Genomic DNA, 16,681 nt, shown 5'->3' on the forward strand with positions numbered 1-16,681 from the left:
CCGCGTCATACCGGCGAGTTCCACTTCCACTGTGGTTCATGCTTACTTGAGCCCGATACCGGAGCTGAAATTTCAACGATGATCGACGCCCGGCGCAATGCAGGTCATGCCGTGAACACACCCGGTTCCTGGCACCAGGAGGGGTTCAGCCTCGGTCCATGACCGAACGCATCGGCTACGGGAGCGGATCCCTGACCACCGCAACCTATGCGGTCGTTCCCGGGCTCGTCCTGTTGTACTACCTCACCAATATCCTTGGCCGCCGAGGGCAGCGGCACCGGGGGATACCGACTAATGGTAGTCGCCATGGGATGCGTGATCTTCCTTGGCGCATGCGGGGCCCCGATTGTGCCGACGGATATCCTCTGCATCGGCTTGAACTACCGCAAGCACGCTGAAGAAGGCGGCTCTACCATCCCTGAACTGCCGGTGTTGTTCATCAAGTCGAGCAACGCTGAACAATCCGGGCGATCCGATCAGGATCTCTCGGCTGAGCAGTCAGATCGATTTCGAGGGCGAACTGGCAGTGGTCATCGGCAAGACGTGCAAGGACCTAGCGCTGCAGTACGTCTTCGGCTACACGATCGCCAATGACGTATCCGCCAGGGACTGGCAACGCGAGAAGCGATTGGGCGGCGGACAGTTCGCCCGCGGCAAGAGCTTCGATGGTTTCTGCCCGCTGGGTCCTACCATCGTAACCAGCGACGAGATCGCGAATCCGAATGCACTGAAGCTCAAGACGACGGTCAACAGCCAGGTCATGCAGGACTGGACGACTGCCGACATGATCTTCGATGTGCCCACGCTGATCGAGAACCTCAGCAGCACGATGACGCTGCGCCCCGGAACGGTCTGTTGACCGGCACCCCGCACGGCGTCGGCTTCGCACGCACGCCTCCCACGTGGTTGAAAAATGGGGATACGGTGGACGTCGAAATCGAAGGCCTGGGCACATTGAGCAACCCGGTGGTTTGACGCTCCGCCAGCGAGACGGTACTTCTGCACCTACTGCCAACGCCGTCGCGGACTGCACCCATCATCACATCTGCTGGGGTTCGCTGAACTGGGCTTTTGTACCCGACTCGATGTTGGCAACCCGAACGCGCAGTCGCGAGCGATACCGGTCGGCACGCGCTGTGGACTATCGAGCACTCTTTCGATCGATGTCCGAACGCGGAAGGGCTGAGGTCGCGACGCATCTATTTCGTCAGTCCGAGCAGTGCGGCGGTGAGTCCGTAGTCGGGACCGAAATCCTGCATGTTTCCGGTACGGCAGCCGTCGGCTTTCATCTGGATTCGCTCGCAGAACAGGCTGACTATTTCACCGTTGAGGGCGGTGAAGAGCATCATTTTTACACGGGCATGTCCGTGCTGTCGGTCGATCAGGTTGTCGATGTTCTGAAACACCATGGGTGTCAGGTCGACAACCTCGGTGAGGCCGTGGGCATTGGCGCGGAGCTGGTCGGTCACCGTCGTCAGTCCGGACAGGGTGTCCGCCAGTTGGTGCTGGTACTGCCCGAATGTGCCTGAGGTGTTGGCAAGGAAGGCGCTGAGCTGGTCCAGCGTAGCCTGTAGACCGGGCGTCTGCTCGGCGAGCAACCCGTTCATCTGGGTCACTTTGTCACTGAAATCCCGCACCGCGCGGTCGTTTTCCGCGAGTATCGAGGTGAGTTCGTTCAGTCTGATGATGATATTCGAGACCGCGTCCTTGTTGTCGGTGCCGACCTTCAGTGCGCTCGACAGCGCCTGGAGAGTGTCACGGATCTTCGTGCCGTTGCCTTCGAGAAGCGGGTGCAGCACTCGGCCCGACAGCGGGCCGGGCCCTTCCATCTCGTCTTGCGGCTTCAGCGCGGCGGTGAACTGATCAATGGTTTGGATGAGCGTGTCGAGCTCTATGGGAGTCTTGGTCCGCGACTTCGGCAGGTGGGCACCGTCGGCGAGCGTCTCGCCATGGGTGTAGACGGGGGTGAGCTCGATGTGGCGGTCGGTGACGATGGACGGCGAGATCAATACAGCCATCGCGTCTTTTGGGATCTTCACATCAGACTTGATCGACAGATACACCTCGATGAGGGTGCTCTTCGCTACGATTCTCTCGACCCTGCCGACCTCGAGCCCGAGCACCGTAACGGGATTGCCTACATAGACGCCGGCGATATTGTCGAAGTCGGCGGTGATGCGCGTTGGTTCATCACCCACGTGCGGCAGCAGCGAGCAGCCGCTCACCGTGAGCGCTGCGACGCCGATGGCGAATGCCTTGACCGCGTTGCACTTTGTCCGGGCAGCGAATGTCAGCATGGATATCCCCTGTGGTCTCGCATGATGCGCGACCTCTCTGTCAGACGAATAACGTGGTTTACGATCGTGGGCTGGGCGGGGTTTGGTTGCGACTCCCGGAAACTGGTTGTCGATACCTATCGCCATGCCGGCCACCCACGGCAATTCATCGCGTCTCAGCGGGCTGCACGACGCTCGGACGGCGCGGCAATCAGACGCGCGGCAATTGCCGCGCAAACGACCGCAAACGACGCGCGTAAGACAACGATTTCCATCGGGGACCTTCCTTGCATTGTCGCCACCAGTAGGAAGCCGGAAGCCCGGCTGCGCCTACAAACCGTCGGTCGGCGCGGCATATGGCGAAGACGCCGGCCCTTCTCGGCGTCGTCGGTGCCACTGTACACAGTTCCGGCAACGATGTGTCCGAAATCAGAATTGGCTGGCAATGCTCGCATCCCCGATAAACGCGCCGGTCGCGGCGCAGCTCAGAACCCCCGCTCGATCCACTGAGGCAGTTGCGGTGCTTCGATGCCTATGGTGGTGCCGTCACCGTGACCGGCGTACACCCGGGTGTCTTCTGGTAGGGCCAACAGTCGCTGCTGTATCGAACCGATGATGGTGGGGAAGTCGGAGAAGGAGCTGCCGGTCGCGCCTGGCCCTCCGGAGAAAAGAGTGTCTCCGGAGAACAGGGCTTTGGCCTCGGGTAGGTGCAGGCAGATGGAGCCGGGGGAGTGTCCGGGAGTGTGGATTACCTCGACGGTTGTCCCAGCGATCGCGATACGTAGCGAGTCGGTGGCAGCCCAGTAGCGCTGTCCGGGGTGACTCATGTCCCAGAGGGTTTGGTCTGCGGGATGCAAAAGCACTGGTGCATAGAGTTTTTCGCCGAGCTGGGGCGCGAAGGTGATGTGATCGTTGTGGCCGTGAGTGCAGATCACCGCGACGACGTTGCGATTGCCTACTGTTTGAATGATCGCTTCGGCATCGTGGGCGGCGTCGACGACGATGACCTCTTCGCCGTTACCGATCACCCACACATTGTTGTCGACCTCCCACACACCGCCGTCGAGTTCGAAGGTGCCGCTGGTCACCACGCGGTCGATACGGAGCCCCCCGCTCACAGGATGACCACCGAACGGAGCACATCACCGGTGCGCATCCTCTGGAAGGCCGCCTCGACCTGGTCGATCTCGATGCGCTCGGTGACGAACTTTTCCAGCGGTAGCCTGCCTTGCTGGTAGAGATCTACCAGTGCCGGAAAGTCTCGTTCGGGTAGGCAGTCGCCGTACCAGGACGACTTCAACGCGCCACCGTGGGAGAACACGTCCAGCAGTGGCATATCGAGCCGCATGTCGGGGTTCGGCACACCGACGAGTACCACGGTGCCGGCCAAGTCGCGGGCATAGAATGCCTGCTTCCACGTCTCGGGGCGACCGACCGCATCGATGACGACATCGGTGCCGTACCCGTCGGTGAGTTCCTGCACGGCGGCGACTACGTCGACATGCGACGCATCAATGGTATGTGTGGCACCAAGGTCTCTGGCCCAGGCGAGCTTTCGTCGATCACGGTCCACGGCGATGATCTTCGACGCACCGACCAGGCGTGACCCCACGATCGCGGCGTCGCCTACACCGCCGCAGCCGATGACTGTGACGGAATCGCCACGGCCTACGTTGCCGGTGTTCACCGCGGCACCCAATCCCGCCATCACGCCGCAACCGAGCAGTCCGACGACGGCAGGGTCGGCGGTGGGGTCGACTTTCGTACATTGCCCGGCGTGTACCAGCGTCTTCTGCGCGAACGCCCCGATCCCGAGCGCTGGGGTGAGCTTCGTGCCATCCTCGAGCGTCATGGGCTGGCCGGCGTTGAACGTGCTGAAGCAGTACTGGGGACGCCCGCGCTTGCAGGCGCGGCACTGACCGCAGACCGCGCGCCAGTTCAAGATGACGAAGTCGCCGGGTCGCACCGAATCCACACCCGCCCCGACGGTTTCGACGGTGCCGGCGGCTTCGTGCCCGAGCAGGAACGGGAACTCATCGTTGATCCCGCCCTCCCGGTAGCTCAGATCTGTATGGCACACCCCGCACGCGGCGATCGCGACGACGACCTCACCGGCGCCTGGGTCGGGAATGATGATGTCGGTGAACTCGACGGGAGCTCCTTTCGCACGAGCGATGACGCCGCGCACCTTCTGAGGCATTTGGTTTCCTTTTCTTCACGGAGCTGGCAAGCATGCGCCGGTCGACGAGCGACCGGGATTCATCCGGCACTCATCGGGTGGCGCCGGACAGTGTCATCAGATACGCGAGGACGAGCAGAGCTGTGATGACGGCGGGAAGACGTGGCCGAGGACCTGCTGCCCAAGTTCGGGACATCGACGAGGCCGGTCGAATCCGCCAGCTCATCTGCCATTCCTCGATGCGCTGCCGCAGGGCTATATGGAGCCAGTCATCTTCCTCAATGCGGCGACGGATTTCCTGATTCCGTAAGCGACAACCGTCGGCCGCCTGTCGGCCTGTTTCCAGGTGAGCAGAGCGGCTCCGTCCGTGATGCTGCCCTCTACACTGGTCGGTTCGCCGACGAGTGGCAGCGGCCCAACGATTTTGATAGAAACCCCCAGGATTTCGGTCCAGAAGTAGTCGTCGGTGGCGGACGTGGAAGCTGCGAGCCCGAGGGCCGAGGCGGCGGCGACCTTGCCTTGTGCGACAGCGTTGGACCAGAACGGGGCCCGTAGGCCGTCGCGGATCGAGTAGGTGACATCGCCGGCCGCGTAGACCCCGGCCATTGCTGTTGCGCACAGGTGATCGATACCAATGCCGCGTTCGTCGGCTACGCCGGAACCATCGAGCCACGAGGTATTCGGTACCTCCCCGGCGCAGGTGACCACGAGGTCGGCGGTCGATACCGATCCATCGCCGAGAATGACACCGCAGACCGGATCGTCTGCGAGTGTGACCAACCGGGAAGTGTGCACTATCCGGACGCCGTGTTCTTCGGCCCGTGCGCGTACGGCGTCGGAGAGGAAAGGCCCGAGAATTCGCCGCAACGGAGGGTCGACGTCGATCACGGTGACCGCGACGCCGCGAGCGACGCACGCGCTGGCGACCTCCATTCCCAGGAACCCGGCGCCGACCACGATCGCCGAGGTGGCGGTCGCGAGCCTGGCTCGCAACGTCCGCGCGTCCTCGAGTGTCCGAAGGACCAGTTCACCGGTCTGACCACCGGTGGCCAGCCGCCGTGCGTCGGCGCCGGTTGCGGCGATGAGCGCATCATATGCGAGGGTGCGGCCGGTTGCGGTGGTGACGGTGCGGGCATCGAAATCGGTGCTGACGGCGGCTTCGCGGAGGAGATCTATCTCTAGGCCGTCGAGCCGATACGGCAGAGAGCCCTCGGCGGCCGGGTCGTGCAGGACCGCCTTGGACAATGGTGGTCGCGAATAGCCGCCGAGTTCGTCGGCGCCGATTATGGTCAGGCGACCGGTGTGTCCCAGGGTGCGTAATTCGCGGGCCGCGGTGATCCCGGCGATGGACTCGCCGACGACGACGATCGAGCGGGGGGAGGTCATGACTGCTCTCGCAGGATCGCTACCGGGCAGGAACTGATGGCTGCGCGCGCGGCGGTGACGTGCTCTTCGGGGACGTCACCGCCCTCGAATCGGTAAGTCAATTCGCCTGCGTCATCGAGCTCGAACACTGCGGGGGCCTGCTCGGCGCACATGCCATGGCCTTCGCAGCGAAGGTAGTCGACGGAGATCTTCATTGCGATTCGTCCTTCAGGCGGGAATGAGTTGCAGGGGAAGGGTTTCGAAGCGGTGGATGATGTTGTTCATCACCCATTGCGGTCGTCCGGTGATCTCGATGCGTTCCACGCGCTGGAGCAGTGCGGCGAGGATGGCCTGGGTTTCCAGCCGGGCCAGGCCCTGGCCTGCGCAGCCGTGGGTGCCGTGTCCGAATCCCAGTTGGCGGGATGCGTCGCGGCGGATATCGAAAGTGTCGGGAGAATCCCACTCGAGTGGATCCCGGTTCGCCGAGGAATACATCACCACCACGCGTGCGCCCACCGGAATGGTGACCCCCGCCAGGGCGACGTCACGAATTGTCTTGCGAGAAAACGCCCGCAGCGGTGACTCGTAGCGCACCACCTCATTCACCGCATTGGCGATCATCGTGGGGTCGGACCGCAGTAGCTGCCACTGGTGCGGATGGGCGGCGAACAGGTACAGGGCGCTGGAGATCGCGCTGATCGTGGTGTCCAGTGAGGGTGCGAGAAAGTCGATCAGCATGACCGGGCACTCGTTGTGCGCGATCTTGCCTTCATCGGCGGCCTGGAGGATTTCCGCACCCGCGCTGCCGGGCAGCAGCTGCCGGTCGCGAGCGAGGCGGCGGGTAAACCGCATCATCTCGATGCTGGCCGGAGCGGTTCGGATCGATTGGTTGTTGATCGGCCCGAGTGAGTCGAAAGTAGCTCCAGCCCAACGCAATAAGTGCTCACGACCGTGCTGTGGCCATCCGATCAAATCGGGTACGACCGACATCGGCAGAGTGGTAGCCAATTCGACGCCGTCGATCCGGCCCCGTGCTATAGCAGCTTCGACGGCCGCGACCGCTTGCCGCTCGACCGTCTCACGCATCGAGCGCAGCGCCTTGGGGGTCAACCGTCGGCCTAATAGCGCACGACGCCGGCTGTGGTCTTCGCCGTCACTGTTGAGGGTGGTGCCACGCGAAAGCCGGTTGGCGACAGGATTCAGTCCGACGCCCTCGCCGGAGATGAAAGTGTCGTCAGCGAGTAGGACAGCCTTGCACTCGGCATAGCGCGGTAACGCGTATGCCCGCTGCCTTGCCAACCACACGACCGGACCCAACTCGCGCATCCGGGCGTAGTGCGGATACGGGTCCATGATTGCCTGCCGCGAATACAGGTCCGGCTGGTAAACGGGGACACCAGCAGTCTTACGCATCGAAACTCCTCAACACCAACGATCGTCCGTCGTTGACTCATCACCGGATCGCCCCGGCCGAATCCCGCCTCGAACTGGATTCAGGCGACTGGATCGTCGGGCCGAGCTGTGGCCTGCATCTCAGGCTAGCCATTTGATTGACTTAATGTCAATGACATGAAATCAACTTGTGTTTCCCGCGGGGGCGGCCCAGTATCGGAGGAGGCGATCGGCAGGCAACAGGAGGGACACCGATGACCGCGACAACCGGGAAGGGGCGCACGACCATGCGTGCTGCGCAGGCCGCCGAGACCCGCCAGCGCCTCATCGACGCCGCAGTCGACGTGTTCTCCGAACACAGCTACGACGAGGTGGCCGTGGCCGACATCGCTAAAGCCGCCGGGGTGGCCCATGGACTGCTGTTCCATTACTTCGGCAACAAGCGTGGCATCTATCTGGCGGCCTTACGGGATGCCTCCGACCGGATCGTGCAAGCTCAGGGGCTCGATCCCGAGCTTCCTATCGTCCAGCAGATCCGCGCGGGATTTCGCGCTCACCTCAGTTATCTCGCCGCACACCGCGGGCTCGCGCTCCGGTTGGTTCTCGGCGGACGAAGCGCTGATCCCGAGGCGTTCGAGGCTTTCGAAGCGGGTCGATGGCGGACGATCGAGGGGTGGACCACCCTGTTGGGACTCGACCCTCAAATTCCCGCCCTGCGCATGATGATGCGGTCTGCCACTGGTGCGATCGATGAGGCGACCCTCTACTGGCTACAGAACGGAGAACCCTTCGACATCGAATCCATGATCGATGCCCTGATCCCGATGGTGGTCGCCGGGCTGCGTGCTGCCGCTCAACTCGACCCCGCCCTCGATGTGGACACCGCCGCGCAAGCAATGCTGGATAGTCGCAGGCGATGAAGTTGCACCAGTGAGATGCAGAAACCCTCCGTCAGGTGTATGGGTTCGCAGCTGTGCAGACTGAGGTTCACGGCTTGTATAGGTGTCACCGGTTGGCGGGCTGGATGATCACCGGCCGTAGTCTGCCGGAGATGTCGAGTCGGGGCTGGCTCGTGAGGTTCCTGCCGCCCGTTCGGGCTGGCTCACCGGGGGTTTGCGCCCCGGCCCGATACCGACCGCGGGTCTGACTCAACAGAGGTGCCAGCTACCATGACCGGGTTCCAGCCGGAACCAGATAATCCGCTCTCCGGATCAGCGGGCGAACCTCAATCCGGTCCCGGAGGCTGTTTGGAAGCAGTCGTCCTTATCCGACCCAGGCTGGTTCATTCGGCGTCTTGCGCTGTCCAGGCCGCGATCTGTGTGCGGGAGGTGAATCCGAGTTTGGTGAGGATGTGCTCCACGTGGCCATCGGCGGTGCGTTGGGAGATCACCAGTTTGGCGGCGATCTGTTTGTTGGTGAGGCCTTGCGCGATGAGGTCTGCGACCTGCCGCTCCCGCTTGGTCAGCTCCACGGACGGACCTGAAGTGGAAGTGGTGTTTGTGGGCTGCTCCACGAGAGCGTATCTCAGTGCGGCGTCCATCCCCATCGCCTGGCCGCGCCGGAATGCCGCCTCGAACCTGCGGGCACCGAGGGAGACACGCGCCATCCGGTCGCAGTCCTCGTGATAGTGCGATCGTCCCGGGAGGATGCGCTCGAGGCTGCCCACGGACCGCCACAATTGCTCGGCAGCTCCCATCAGTACGGCCCCGCGTTCGGCGGCACTGTCAGCGTCGACGGTCCAGGCCAGCGCCTCGAGCCCGAAGGCAGCGATGATTGGGTTGCGTACCTTCCGGTTGACCCGCAATGCTTCCTCGAGCAACTTTCGTGCCTGTTGCCGCTCGCCCTGCTGCCACGCCGTAACGCCGAGACCCCACAGTGCGGCCGACCGGAAGCCCGTTTCGCTGCACGCTTCGGTGAGCGAAAGTAATTGCCTGTTGATCTCCAGCGCCCGTTGTGTATCGCCGTGCATGGCCTGTACCCAACCAAGCAGGGAGAGTGCAGCAATGCGCAGGAAGACTGGCCGATTCGCACCGAACACCTCGACAGCACGTTCGAGGGAACAGGATGCGCGAGCAAGATCTCCAAGATCCAGGGCTAGGATACCATCGGCGTAGGCGGCGAGCGCCTTGTTCACGGGGGTGGGAGCCTGTTCGGCGAGCGCGTGCACCTCCTCCACCAAGGCAGTCGCCGCCTGGCGGTCGTCCTGCATCGTCGCCAGCACGGTGCTGGCGTGCAGCGCCTTGACGCGGTCGGGTACCGAGCGGGCGCACGGACGGGCAAGAATGCGGTCGAGCCAGCGTCGACCTTCACCGACCAGACCTCGGAACATCCAGAAAACCAATAGTCCGCTCGCGGTGCGCAGGCCGGCTACTGCCGCCTCCTGGCCATCCTGGCTCAGGCAGTATTCAAGTGCCACGCGAAGGTTGGGTTGCTCGCGGTCGAGTCGGGCGATCCAGTCCAATTGCCGGTCGCTGATCCAGCCGTCCTCGGCGTCCAGTACCAGCCGCTGGTACCAGTCGCGGTGCCGGTGCCGTACCTGCTGATCCTCGCCGGAGTTCCGCAGTTTCTGCCGGCCGTAGTCGCGCACCGTCTCCAGCATCTGGAACCGCACCACTCCATTGGACTCGCTGCGGATCAGTATCGACTTGTCCACCAGCGAGGACAGCACATCGAGCGGGCTGTCCGGCGCCGGATCGGCGCCGCAGATCTGTTCGGCGGCGTCTAATTCGAAGCCGCCGGCGAATACCGACAGCCGCGCCCACATCCGCTGCTCGGCCGGGGTGCACAATTCGTAACTCCAGTCGATGCACCATCGCAGGGTTTGCTGCCGGGTGGGCGCGGTGCGGTTGGCGCGGGTCAGCAGCGCGAATCGGTCGTCGAGGCGCTGAAGGATCTGCTCGGGAGACATCGCGCGCACCCGGGCCGCGGCGAACTCGATCGCCAGGGGTAGTCCGTCCAGCCGGGCGCAGATCCGGGCCGCGATGGCCTTGTCGGCCTCCGAGAGTTCAAAACCCGGCACCACCGTGGTCGCGCGCTCGGCAAACAATGTGACCGCGTCGTACCGTGGCAGTTCGCGCGGTGACGGCTGACGATCCAGGTCCGGCACCATCAGCGATGGCACCCGCAACACCGCCTCTCCGCCGATGTTCAGAGGTTCGCGGCTCGTGGCCAGGATCCGCAGGTGTGGGCAGGCCCGCAGCCAGGTTTCGACCAGCTTCGCCACCGCGGCCGCCAACTGCTCGCAGTTGTCCAGCACCAGCAACAATTCCCGCGCGGACAGGAACTCGGCCACCACCTCCAGCAACGGTCGCACGGACACGTCGCGCAGGCCAAGGGAGGCTGCCACCACGTCGATCAGCAGCGACGGGTCGGAGACGTCGTCCAGCTCGACCAGCCACACCCCGTCGGCGAACTTCTGGCGCATGCTCGCCACAGCCCGCAGCGCCAGCCGGGTCTTGCCGACCCCGCCGACCCCGGTCAGCGTCACCAGCCGGGCCGAGGACAGCAGATTCCTCACCTTCGCCACCTCGGTGCGGCGGTCGACGAAACTGGTCAACTCGAGTGGCAGAGCGCCGCGCCGAACCACCACCGGTGCCGCTGGCGGGCGCCACTCCTGCGGCTGCGGCATCGGACCGCGGTGCTCGCGAGCCGGGTCGGTGTGTAGTGCCATCTCCTCGACCGCGAACCCATGGCAGCGCTGCGCCTGCCGGATCGCCTCCCCGAGTGCTGCTGCGGAGGGCCGCTCGCTAGGGTCGCGGCTCATCGCCGTTGACACCACGGCGGACACGTCATCGGCGATGTCTTGCTCACGCAGGTCCGGTACCGGTTCGGTGGTGATGCGCAGAAACTGGGTGACCACCTTCTCCCCGCTGCGCCGTTCGAACGCCGCATGCCCCGTCAACGCGCAGAACAGGGTGGCACCCAGCCCATAGACGTCTGCGGCCGGGGTAGGAGCCTCGCCCTCGAGCACCTCCGGGGCGGTGAACGCCGGCGACCCAGTCACGATACCCGCGCTTGTCTGGAAACCCCCAGGTATGCGTGCGATGCCGAAGTCGGTCAATGCGGGCTCGCCGTAATCGGTGAACAAGATGTTTGCGGGTTTCACGTCCCGATGCACGATGCCCAACCGGTGCGCGGTCGCCAGCGCCCCGGCGATCTTAATCCCGATCCACAATACGGTTTCGGTCGGCAGCGGGCCTTGCCCGCGGATCCTTGCATCCAGCGAGTCCAACGGGTGATATGGCATCACCAGAAACGGGCGCCCGCTCGCGGTGACACCGACCTCCAGGACCGTGACGATGTTGGGATGGCCGGTCAGTCGGCCCATCGCCCGCTGTTCCCGGAAGAACCGCTCCCGATTCTCCTCGTCCGGTTCGGCGGCGAGGATCTTCACCGCCACCGTCCGGTCCAGCTCGGACTGGGTGCAGCGATAGACCACACCGAACCCACCACGTCCGATCTCTTCGGCATCGGCGAACCCGGCCGCGCTCAGCTCCTCGGTGACAGGCGTGGATGCGTCACGGAGCGTCCGGAACGGGTCTTCCTCGCTCATCGGCTGTACACCATCCGTTGGCGTGTTCCCGGCAACGGGTAGCACGCGCGTCAACATCTTCGCTGATAGCCAGCGTATGCCTCGGCATACGGCTGAGCAATCGGCGAACGGCGGGTTGCGTCCGGCAGAGTGGTGTACCAGCGATTTCGGAGCGAACGCGTGAGCGTGTCGTAGCCGGTTAGTGGGCGGTCACCGCGTGATCCTTCTTGAACCGCCAAGCTCAACGAAGGAGAAGTTCACGCGATGACCTCTGTCGAGCCTATCGACCCGTCGAAGCTGTTGTCCGATCAACTCGCCGTCGCCAGCCCTGACCTGCGGCGCACCATGCTGTCGACGTTCATCCAGACGTTGATGAGCGCCGAAGCCGACGCGGTGTGCGGTGCCGACTACGGTGAACGAAGCAGCGAGCGGGTCAACTCCCGCAACGGCTACCGGCATCGTGATTTCGACACCCGGGTCGGCACCATGGACGTCGCGATCCCGAAACTGCGATCGGGTAGCTACTTCCCCGACTGGCTGCTCGAGCGACGCAAACGCGCCAAACGCGCCCTCACCAGCGTGGTCGCCACCTGCTATCTGCTCGTAGTGTCCACCCGCAGGATGGAGAAACTGGTCGAATCCCTCGGCATCACAAGCCTGTCCAAATCACAGGTGTCGATGATGGCGGGCGAGCTGGACGCCCACGTCGAAGCCTTCCGCACCCGGCCGCTGGATCAAGGTCCATACACGTTCGTCGCCGCTGACGCCATGGTGTTGAAGGTGCGGAAGAACGGGCGGGTGGTGAACGTGCACTGTCTGATCGCGACCGGCGTCAACGCCGAGGGCTACCGCGAAATTCTCGGCATCCAGGTCACCTCCGGCGAGGACGGCGCCGGTGGCTGGCTGGCGTTCTTCCGCGACCTGGTCGCCCGCGGCCTGACCGGAGTACGCCTGGTCACCTCCGACGCACACGCAGGCTTGGTGGCCGCGAACCCTGCCCGAGGGCTACCCCAAGGAAGCTGAATGGCTGCCCCGTGCGCTCAGCGACTATGTCACTGCGCAACTCGAGCGCGCCGACAATCTCGACCGCTGGACCAACCCCGTCTATCGGCTGGTGACTCTGATCCTCATGCGCGGCGGGCTCCGGGTCATCACGCGCTCGGGCTGGCGTCGACTGCGTGGTCCGCGACCATGACGGCGCACCCTACCTGCGGTATTTCAACCACAAAATGCGCCGCGAAGCGCTGATGCCGATCGACGACGAACTGGAGCAGGCTATAATCGAACACCTGGAACAGTTGAAAACCCGATGGCCGCACGGCGTTTCGATACTGTTCCAGAGACCTCGGAACAACCTCGATGGCCGACTGCCGATGGACGGATCGGCATACCGCCGCGCCCTGCAACGCTGGCTCGCCAGCTGCGCCATCCAGGACGAGCACGGTCAGCGAATCCGGATCACGCCCCACCAATGGCGACACACCCTCGGGACGCAGCTGATCAACCGCGACGTTCCGCCACAAGTTGTCCGGCGCATCCTCGATCACGACTCTCACGTGATGACCGCCCGCTACGCGCGGCTGTCCGACACCACCATCCGTCGACACTGGGAAGCCGCCCGCAAGGTCAGAATCACCGGAGCGCCAGTCACTCTCGACCCTGACGGCCCGCTCGCCGAAGCGGCCTGGGCCAAACAACGCGTCGGCCGAGCAACCCAGGCTCTCCCCAACGGATATTGCTCATTGCCACTGGTGAAGACCTGTCCACACGCCAACGCTTTAGCATCATCACCGCGCTCGAAACCGATCACGACCAAGCACCGCAGGGAACGCCGAATGCGAGCTGACAACACCTGGCATCTTGTCTCCACCGCCCGCCACCGGCACGAACTGGCCCGCAGCAAGGCCATCCGAGCCATCCGTGAACTCGACGCCGCTGGAGCGGCCGTGACGTTTCAGACGGTTGCCGTCGCGGCCGAGGTCTCGCGGTCCTGGCTTTACTCCCAGCCCGACATCCGAGACGAAGTCCAGCGACTTCGTGAGCTCAATCGGCGCGCACCAGCCACATCGCTACCGGCACATCACCGCAGCAGCGATTCCTCGCTGGTCCGCCGCCTGGAACTCGCCAACGCCCGTAACCGGGAACTGACCGAGGAAAACCAGCGCCTACGTCAGCAACTCGTCCAAGCGCTGGGACAACTACGACATGCAGGCATTCGCTGCGGATCGGAAACCGCTGAGCCACCACCGATCCGCAGCCGACATCGCAACTCCATAACGATCGGCCCCTGCTGACCAACGCTCATCACACGAGCACCTGTTAGTTGGCGACACCGTCCCCAACTAACAGAGCCAGGTCAGCAGTCCGCGACCGCGGATGGCTCTAGATAACGATCGTTTCGAGACGGCCGCCCGGCTCGAGCCAGCGGCCGGGTGGCCGCCCAGGAGCGAGGGTCAGTCCATGCTGTCGGGTTCGGGCCGCCAGCGATGTTCGACCTCAGCCAGCTTCCAGTAGGTGAGCGCGACCGCCCACACCACGACGAACACGCCCACGATGATGAATCCGGTGTTGTTCAAACCGATCCCGGAGATCCACGCGCTGACCGGGTCGGTCAGGTCGAGCTGGTCGTGCAGGATCCCGATCAATTCGATCGAGCCGATGAGGAACGCGATCGCGATCGACAGGCCGGTGATGGTGAGGTTGTAATACACCTTGCGGACCGGGTTGGAGAACGCCCAGTGGTAGGCGAAGTTCATGAACGTTCCATCGAGGGTGTCGAACAGGCTCATCCCGGCCGCGAACAGCATCGGCAGGCATATGATCGCGTACCACGGCAGTCCGGCCGCGGCGCCGGACCCGGCCATCACCATGAGCGCCACCTCGGTGGCGGTATCGAGGCCGATGCCGAACAGCAACCCGACCGGATACATCTGGCCAGGACGGGTGATCGAGCGGGTCAGCCGCCCGAGAATCTGGTTGAGGAACCCCCGGTTGTCCAGATGCCGCTCGAGTTCGTGCTCGTCGAATTCGCCTGCGCGCATGGCCTTGAACACTCGCCAGATCCCGGCGAGCGCCACCAGGTTCAGTGCCGCGATCAGATAGAGAAACCCGCCGGAGACCACGGTCGAGGCGATGCCCAGCTCCTGGCGGGTGGCCGAGTCGTCGCCAGTGAGGCTGGTGGCCAGCTTTGCCCCGGCGGCGGTACCCGCAGCCAGCAGCACGACCACAGTCGAATGGCCGAGGGCGAACCAGAAGCCGACGGAGACGGGGCGTTTGCCGTCGGCCATGAGTTTGCGGGTGGTGTTGTCGATGGCGGCGATGTGGTCGGCGTCGAAGGCGTGGCGCATGCCCAGGGTATAGGCGGTCACGCCAAGGCCGAGACCGAACACCTGGGTGCCGACGGTGTAGTGATGCGGCACCACCAGTGCGATGAGGATGCCGAAAGCGATCACATGCAGGGCGGCGATCGTGGCGAACAGACCGCCGGTGCGGATCCAGTCACGCCGCTCCCAGCGCACGGCTGGCAGCGGCGATCTGGCACCGGCGGCAGCCGTTGTGAGGGAAGGGTTTTCGGGCGGAGCCATGGGTTGGTCGGCCTTTCCAGCACCTAACGGTGGAAGCGGTGGATCGTGCCGCCTACATTCTGTGCCTGTCGGAACAGTGTCATCGACACCTCGAGTACCGCAATATCTTCGCAGTCACCTCGTCGAGGTGACGTGACCCGCGGGCGCATCTGCTGTCGGGGGAGGAGTGGGAGGCCGCCCGCGCCGCTGGCATGAACGCGTTGGGCCTATTTTCGGTGGCTGGAAGCCGCTGATACTCTGCTTCGAGTAGTTCGGCCAGCCGCAGCGGGGCGCGGTCCGCGAACATCGGACCGATGACCTGCACACTGGCAGGCCCTCGTGGGAGCGGCCCGCGGGGATGGCGGTGGCGCCCCCCGTGACGAATCCAGTCGGACCTACAGATCGAGGACCACCGGCCACCGTCAGCGCGGGATACGCAGATCATCATGGTGCCGTTAGCATCCTTCTCCGCTCGACTCAACAGGGACTCTCTATGGGCCACGACACCTTCGAGAACAGTCGTCTCACGGGTTCCGCACACCCCGTCATTGCAGGAGGATTGCACTATGACGCCCGCCTCGGTCACGGCCTCGGGAATGGACTGTTCACCGGCGACGGTAAGCGTCATGCCCGACCGCGCAAGCGTGACCTCGAATGATCCACCAGTGGTCGCCTTCTCGAGCGCCAGCGAAGTGAATCGTTCGACATGCAGAGCGTCCGGCTGCCAGTTCTTGCACCGCTCGGCAACGGCGTCGAGCAGCGCTGCCGGTCCGCAGGCATACACCGAAGTGTCGACGACTTGTGGCTGCCCGAGAATGCTGTCGAGATCGATGAGACCTTTCTCATCTCGAGGATGAATCATCACATTGTCGGGATGGCCAACGCTCAACTCCGCAGCGAGTGCCATGCTGCTCCGGCGCCGCCCCTGTACACCAGGCGCCAATTCGCGCCGAGTCGGTCCACGGGCGCAACCATTGTGATGATCGGAGTTATGCCGATGCCGCCCGCGATGAACGAGTAGTTGCTCTCAGCCTCCCGCAGAACGCCGATTGTCCATTCGGAGCGATCGGCAGGGGCGCCACCCAACGAATATTGCCGGGTGATGTGCGGTGTAAGGACGAGATCCAGGTGGGCGCCCAGTGTCCACTCGGGTAGTAGGCCCCCGTCTCGATGCCGGAACCGAATCACCGCCACACCGTCAGCGGGGTAGCTCTTGGCGACCACTACCAGCGGCAACTCGGTCATGAGCTGCTCGGCCGGGGCGTACCTCGAGTCGGCACCTGCCCGAGCCCGCGGCCTATAACCGCTTCCGCCGCCAGCGCCTGCCCGAAAATGCAGGTTCCGCCGCCGTCCAGCCCGCAGCCCCTTCGGGTAC

The 16,681-nt window shown here is 64.2% G+C and carries 11 protein-coding genes and 2 pseudogenes; 4 read left to right on the forward strand and 9 right to left on the reverse strand.

Annotation, left to right across the window (positions count from 1 at the left end):
* The first annotated feature begins 502 nt into the window (after window positions 1-502).
* Window positions 503-975: pseudogene (locus NA8_RS34680) on the forward strand (fumarylacetoacetate hydrolase family protein).
* Window positions 976-1,199: 224 nt separating this feature from the next.
* Here NA8_RS34680 and NA8_RS13965 read toward each other — a convergent pair.
* The 6 genes from NA8_RS13965 to NA8_RS13990 all read right to left on the reverse strand — a co-directional run bounded on the left by NA8_RS13965 (window position 1,200) and on the right by NA8_RS13990 (window position 7,233).
* On the reverse strand, window positions 1,200-2,297 hold the full coding sequence (locus tag NA8_RS13965; RefSeq protein ID WP_063050815.1) for an MlaD family protein: 1,098 nt from the start codon (window positions 2,295-2,297) through the stop codon (window positions 1,200-1,202).
* Between the two features lie 464 nt (window positions 2,298-2,761).
* Window positions 2,762-3,394 carry an MBL fold metallo-hydrolase gene (locus NA8_RS13970; RefSeq protein ID WP_063050816.1) on the reverse strand — a complete coding sequence of 211 codons (633 nt, stop codon included), beginning with the start codon at window positions 3,392-3,394 and terminating at the stop codon, window positions 2,762-2,764.
* Window positions 3,391-4,476 carry an S-(hydroxymethyl)mycothiol dehydrogenase gene (locus tag NA8_RS13975; protein WP_063050817.1) on the reverse strand — a complete coding sequence of 362 codons (1,086 nt, stop codon included), beginning with the start codon at window positions 4,474-4,476 and terminating at the stop codon, window positions 3,391-3,393. The genes NA8_RS13970 and NA8_RS13975 overlap by 4 nt, the downstream gene beginning before the upstream one ends.
* 234 nt (window positions 4,477-4,710) lie before the next feature.
* Complete coding sequence (locus tag NA8_RS13980; RefSeq protein WP_063050818.1) at window positions 4,711-5,841, reverse strand: NAD(P)/FAD-dependent oxidoreductase; 1,131 nt, start codon at window positions 5,839-5,841, stop codon at window positions 4,711-4,713.
* A complete protein-coding gene (locus NA8_RS13985; RefSeq protein WP_040787029.1) occupies window positions 5,838-6,035 on the reverse strand; it encodes a ferredoxin in 198 nt (65 codons plus the stop codon). Before NA8_RS13985 ends, NA8_RS13980 begins: the two co-directional genes overlap by 4 nt.
* Before the next feature lie 13 nt (window positions 6,036-6,048).
* Window positions 6,049-7,233 (reverse strand): cytochrome P450, encoded by a 1,185-nt coding sequence (locus NA8_RS13990; protein WP_063050819.1) that lies wholly within the window; start codon window positions 7,231-7,233, stop codon window positions 6,049-6,051.
* A 233-nt stretch (window positions 7,234-7,466) separates the two neighbouring features.
* On the opposite strand from NA8_RS13990, the gene NA8_RS13995 reads away from it, so the two are divergent.
* The gene (locus tag NA8_RS13995; RefSeq protein ID WP_063050820.1) at window positions 7,467-8,132 is read left to right on the forward strand and encodes a TetR/AcrR family transcriptional regulator; all 666 of its coding nucleotides are present in this window, start codon (window positions 7,467-7,469) and stop codon (window positions 8,130-8,132) included.
* 362 nt (window positions 8,133-8,494) lie between these two features.
* Here NA8_RS13995 and NA8_RS14000 read toward each other — a convergent pair whose 3' ends face one another.
* Window positions 8,495-11,764, reverse strand: a complete 3,270-nt coding sequence (locus tag NA8_RS14000; protein WP_063050821.1) for a protein kinase domain-containing protein — start codon at window positions 11,762-11,764, stop codon at window positions 8,495-8,497.
* A gap of 243 nt (window positions 11,765-12,007) precedes the next feature.
* On the opposite strand from NA8_RS14000, the pseudogene NA8_RS14005 reads away from it, so the two are divergent.
* Window positions 12,008-12,733: pseudogene (locus NA8_RS14005) on the forward strand (IS256 family transposase); the annotation flags it as partial.
* Window positions 12,734-12,921: 188 nt separating this feature from the next.
* Window positions 12,922-14,037, forward strand: a complete 1,116-nt coding sequence (locus NA8_RS35525) for a DUF6262 family protein (RefSeq protein WP_063050822.1) — start codon at window positions 12,922-12,924, stop codon at window positions 14,035-14,037.
* Between the two features lie 159 nt (window positions 14,038-14,196).
* Here NA8_RS35525 and nicT read toward each other — a convergent pair whose 3' ends face one another.
* Window positions 14,197-15,327: a Nickel transporter NicT gene (nicT, locus tag NA8_RS14015; protein WP_063050823.1), complete on the reverse strand. Its 1,131-nt coding sequence runs from the start codon at window positions 15,325-15,327 to the stop codon at window positions 14,197-14,199.
* A gap of 79 nt (window positions 15,328-15,406) precedes the next feature.
* The gene (locus tag NA8_RS35070) at window positions 15,407-16,213 is read right to left on the reverse strand and encodes a flavin reductase family protein (RefSeq protein WP_245663821.1); all 807 of its coding nucleotides are present in this window, start codon (window positions 16,211-16,213) and stop codon (window positions 15,407-15,409) included.
* Between the last annotated feature and the right edge of the window lie 468 nt (window positions 16,214-16,681).

The organism is Nocardia arthritidis NBRC 100137 (genome assembly GCF_001612765.1).
GTDB classification, from domain to species: Bacteria; Actinomycetota; Actinomycetes; order Mycobacteriales; family Mycobacteriaceae; genus Nocardia; species Nocardia arthritidis.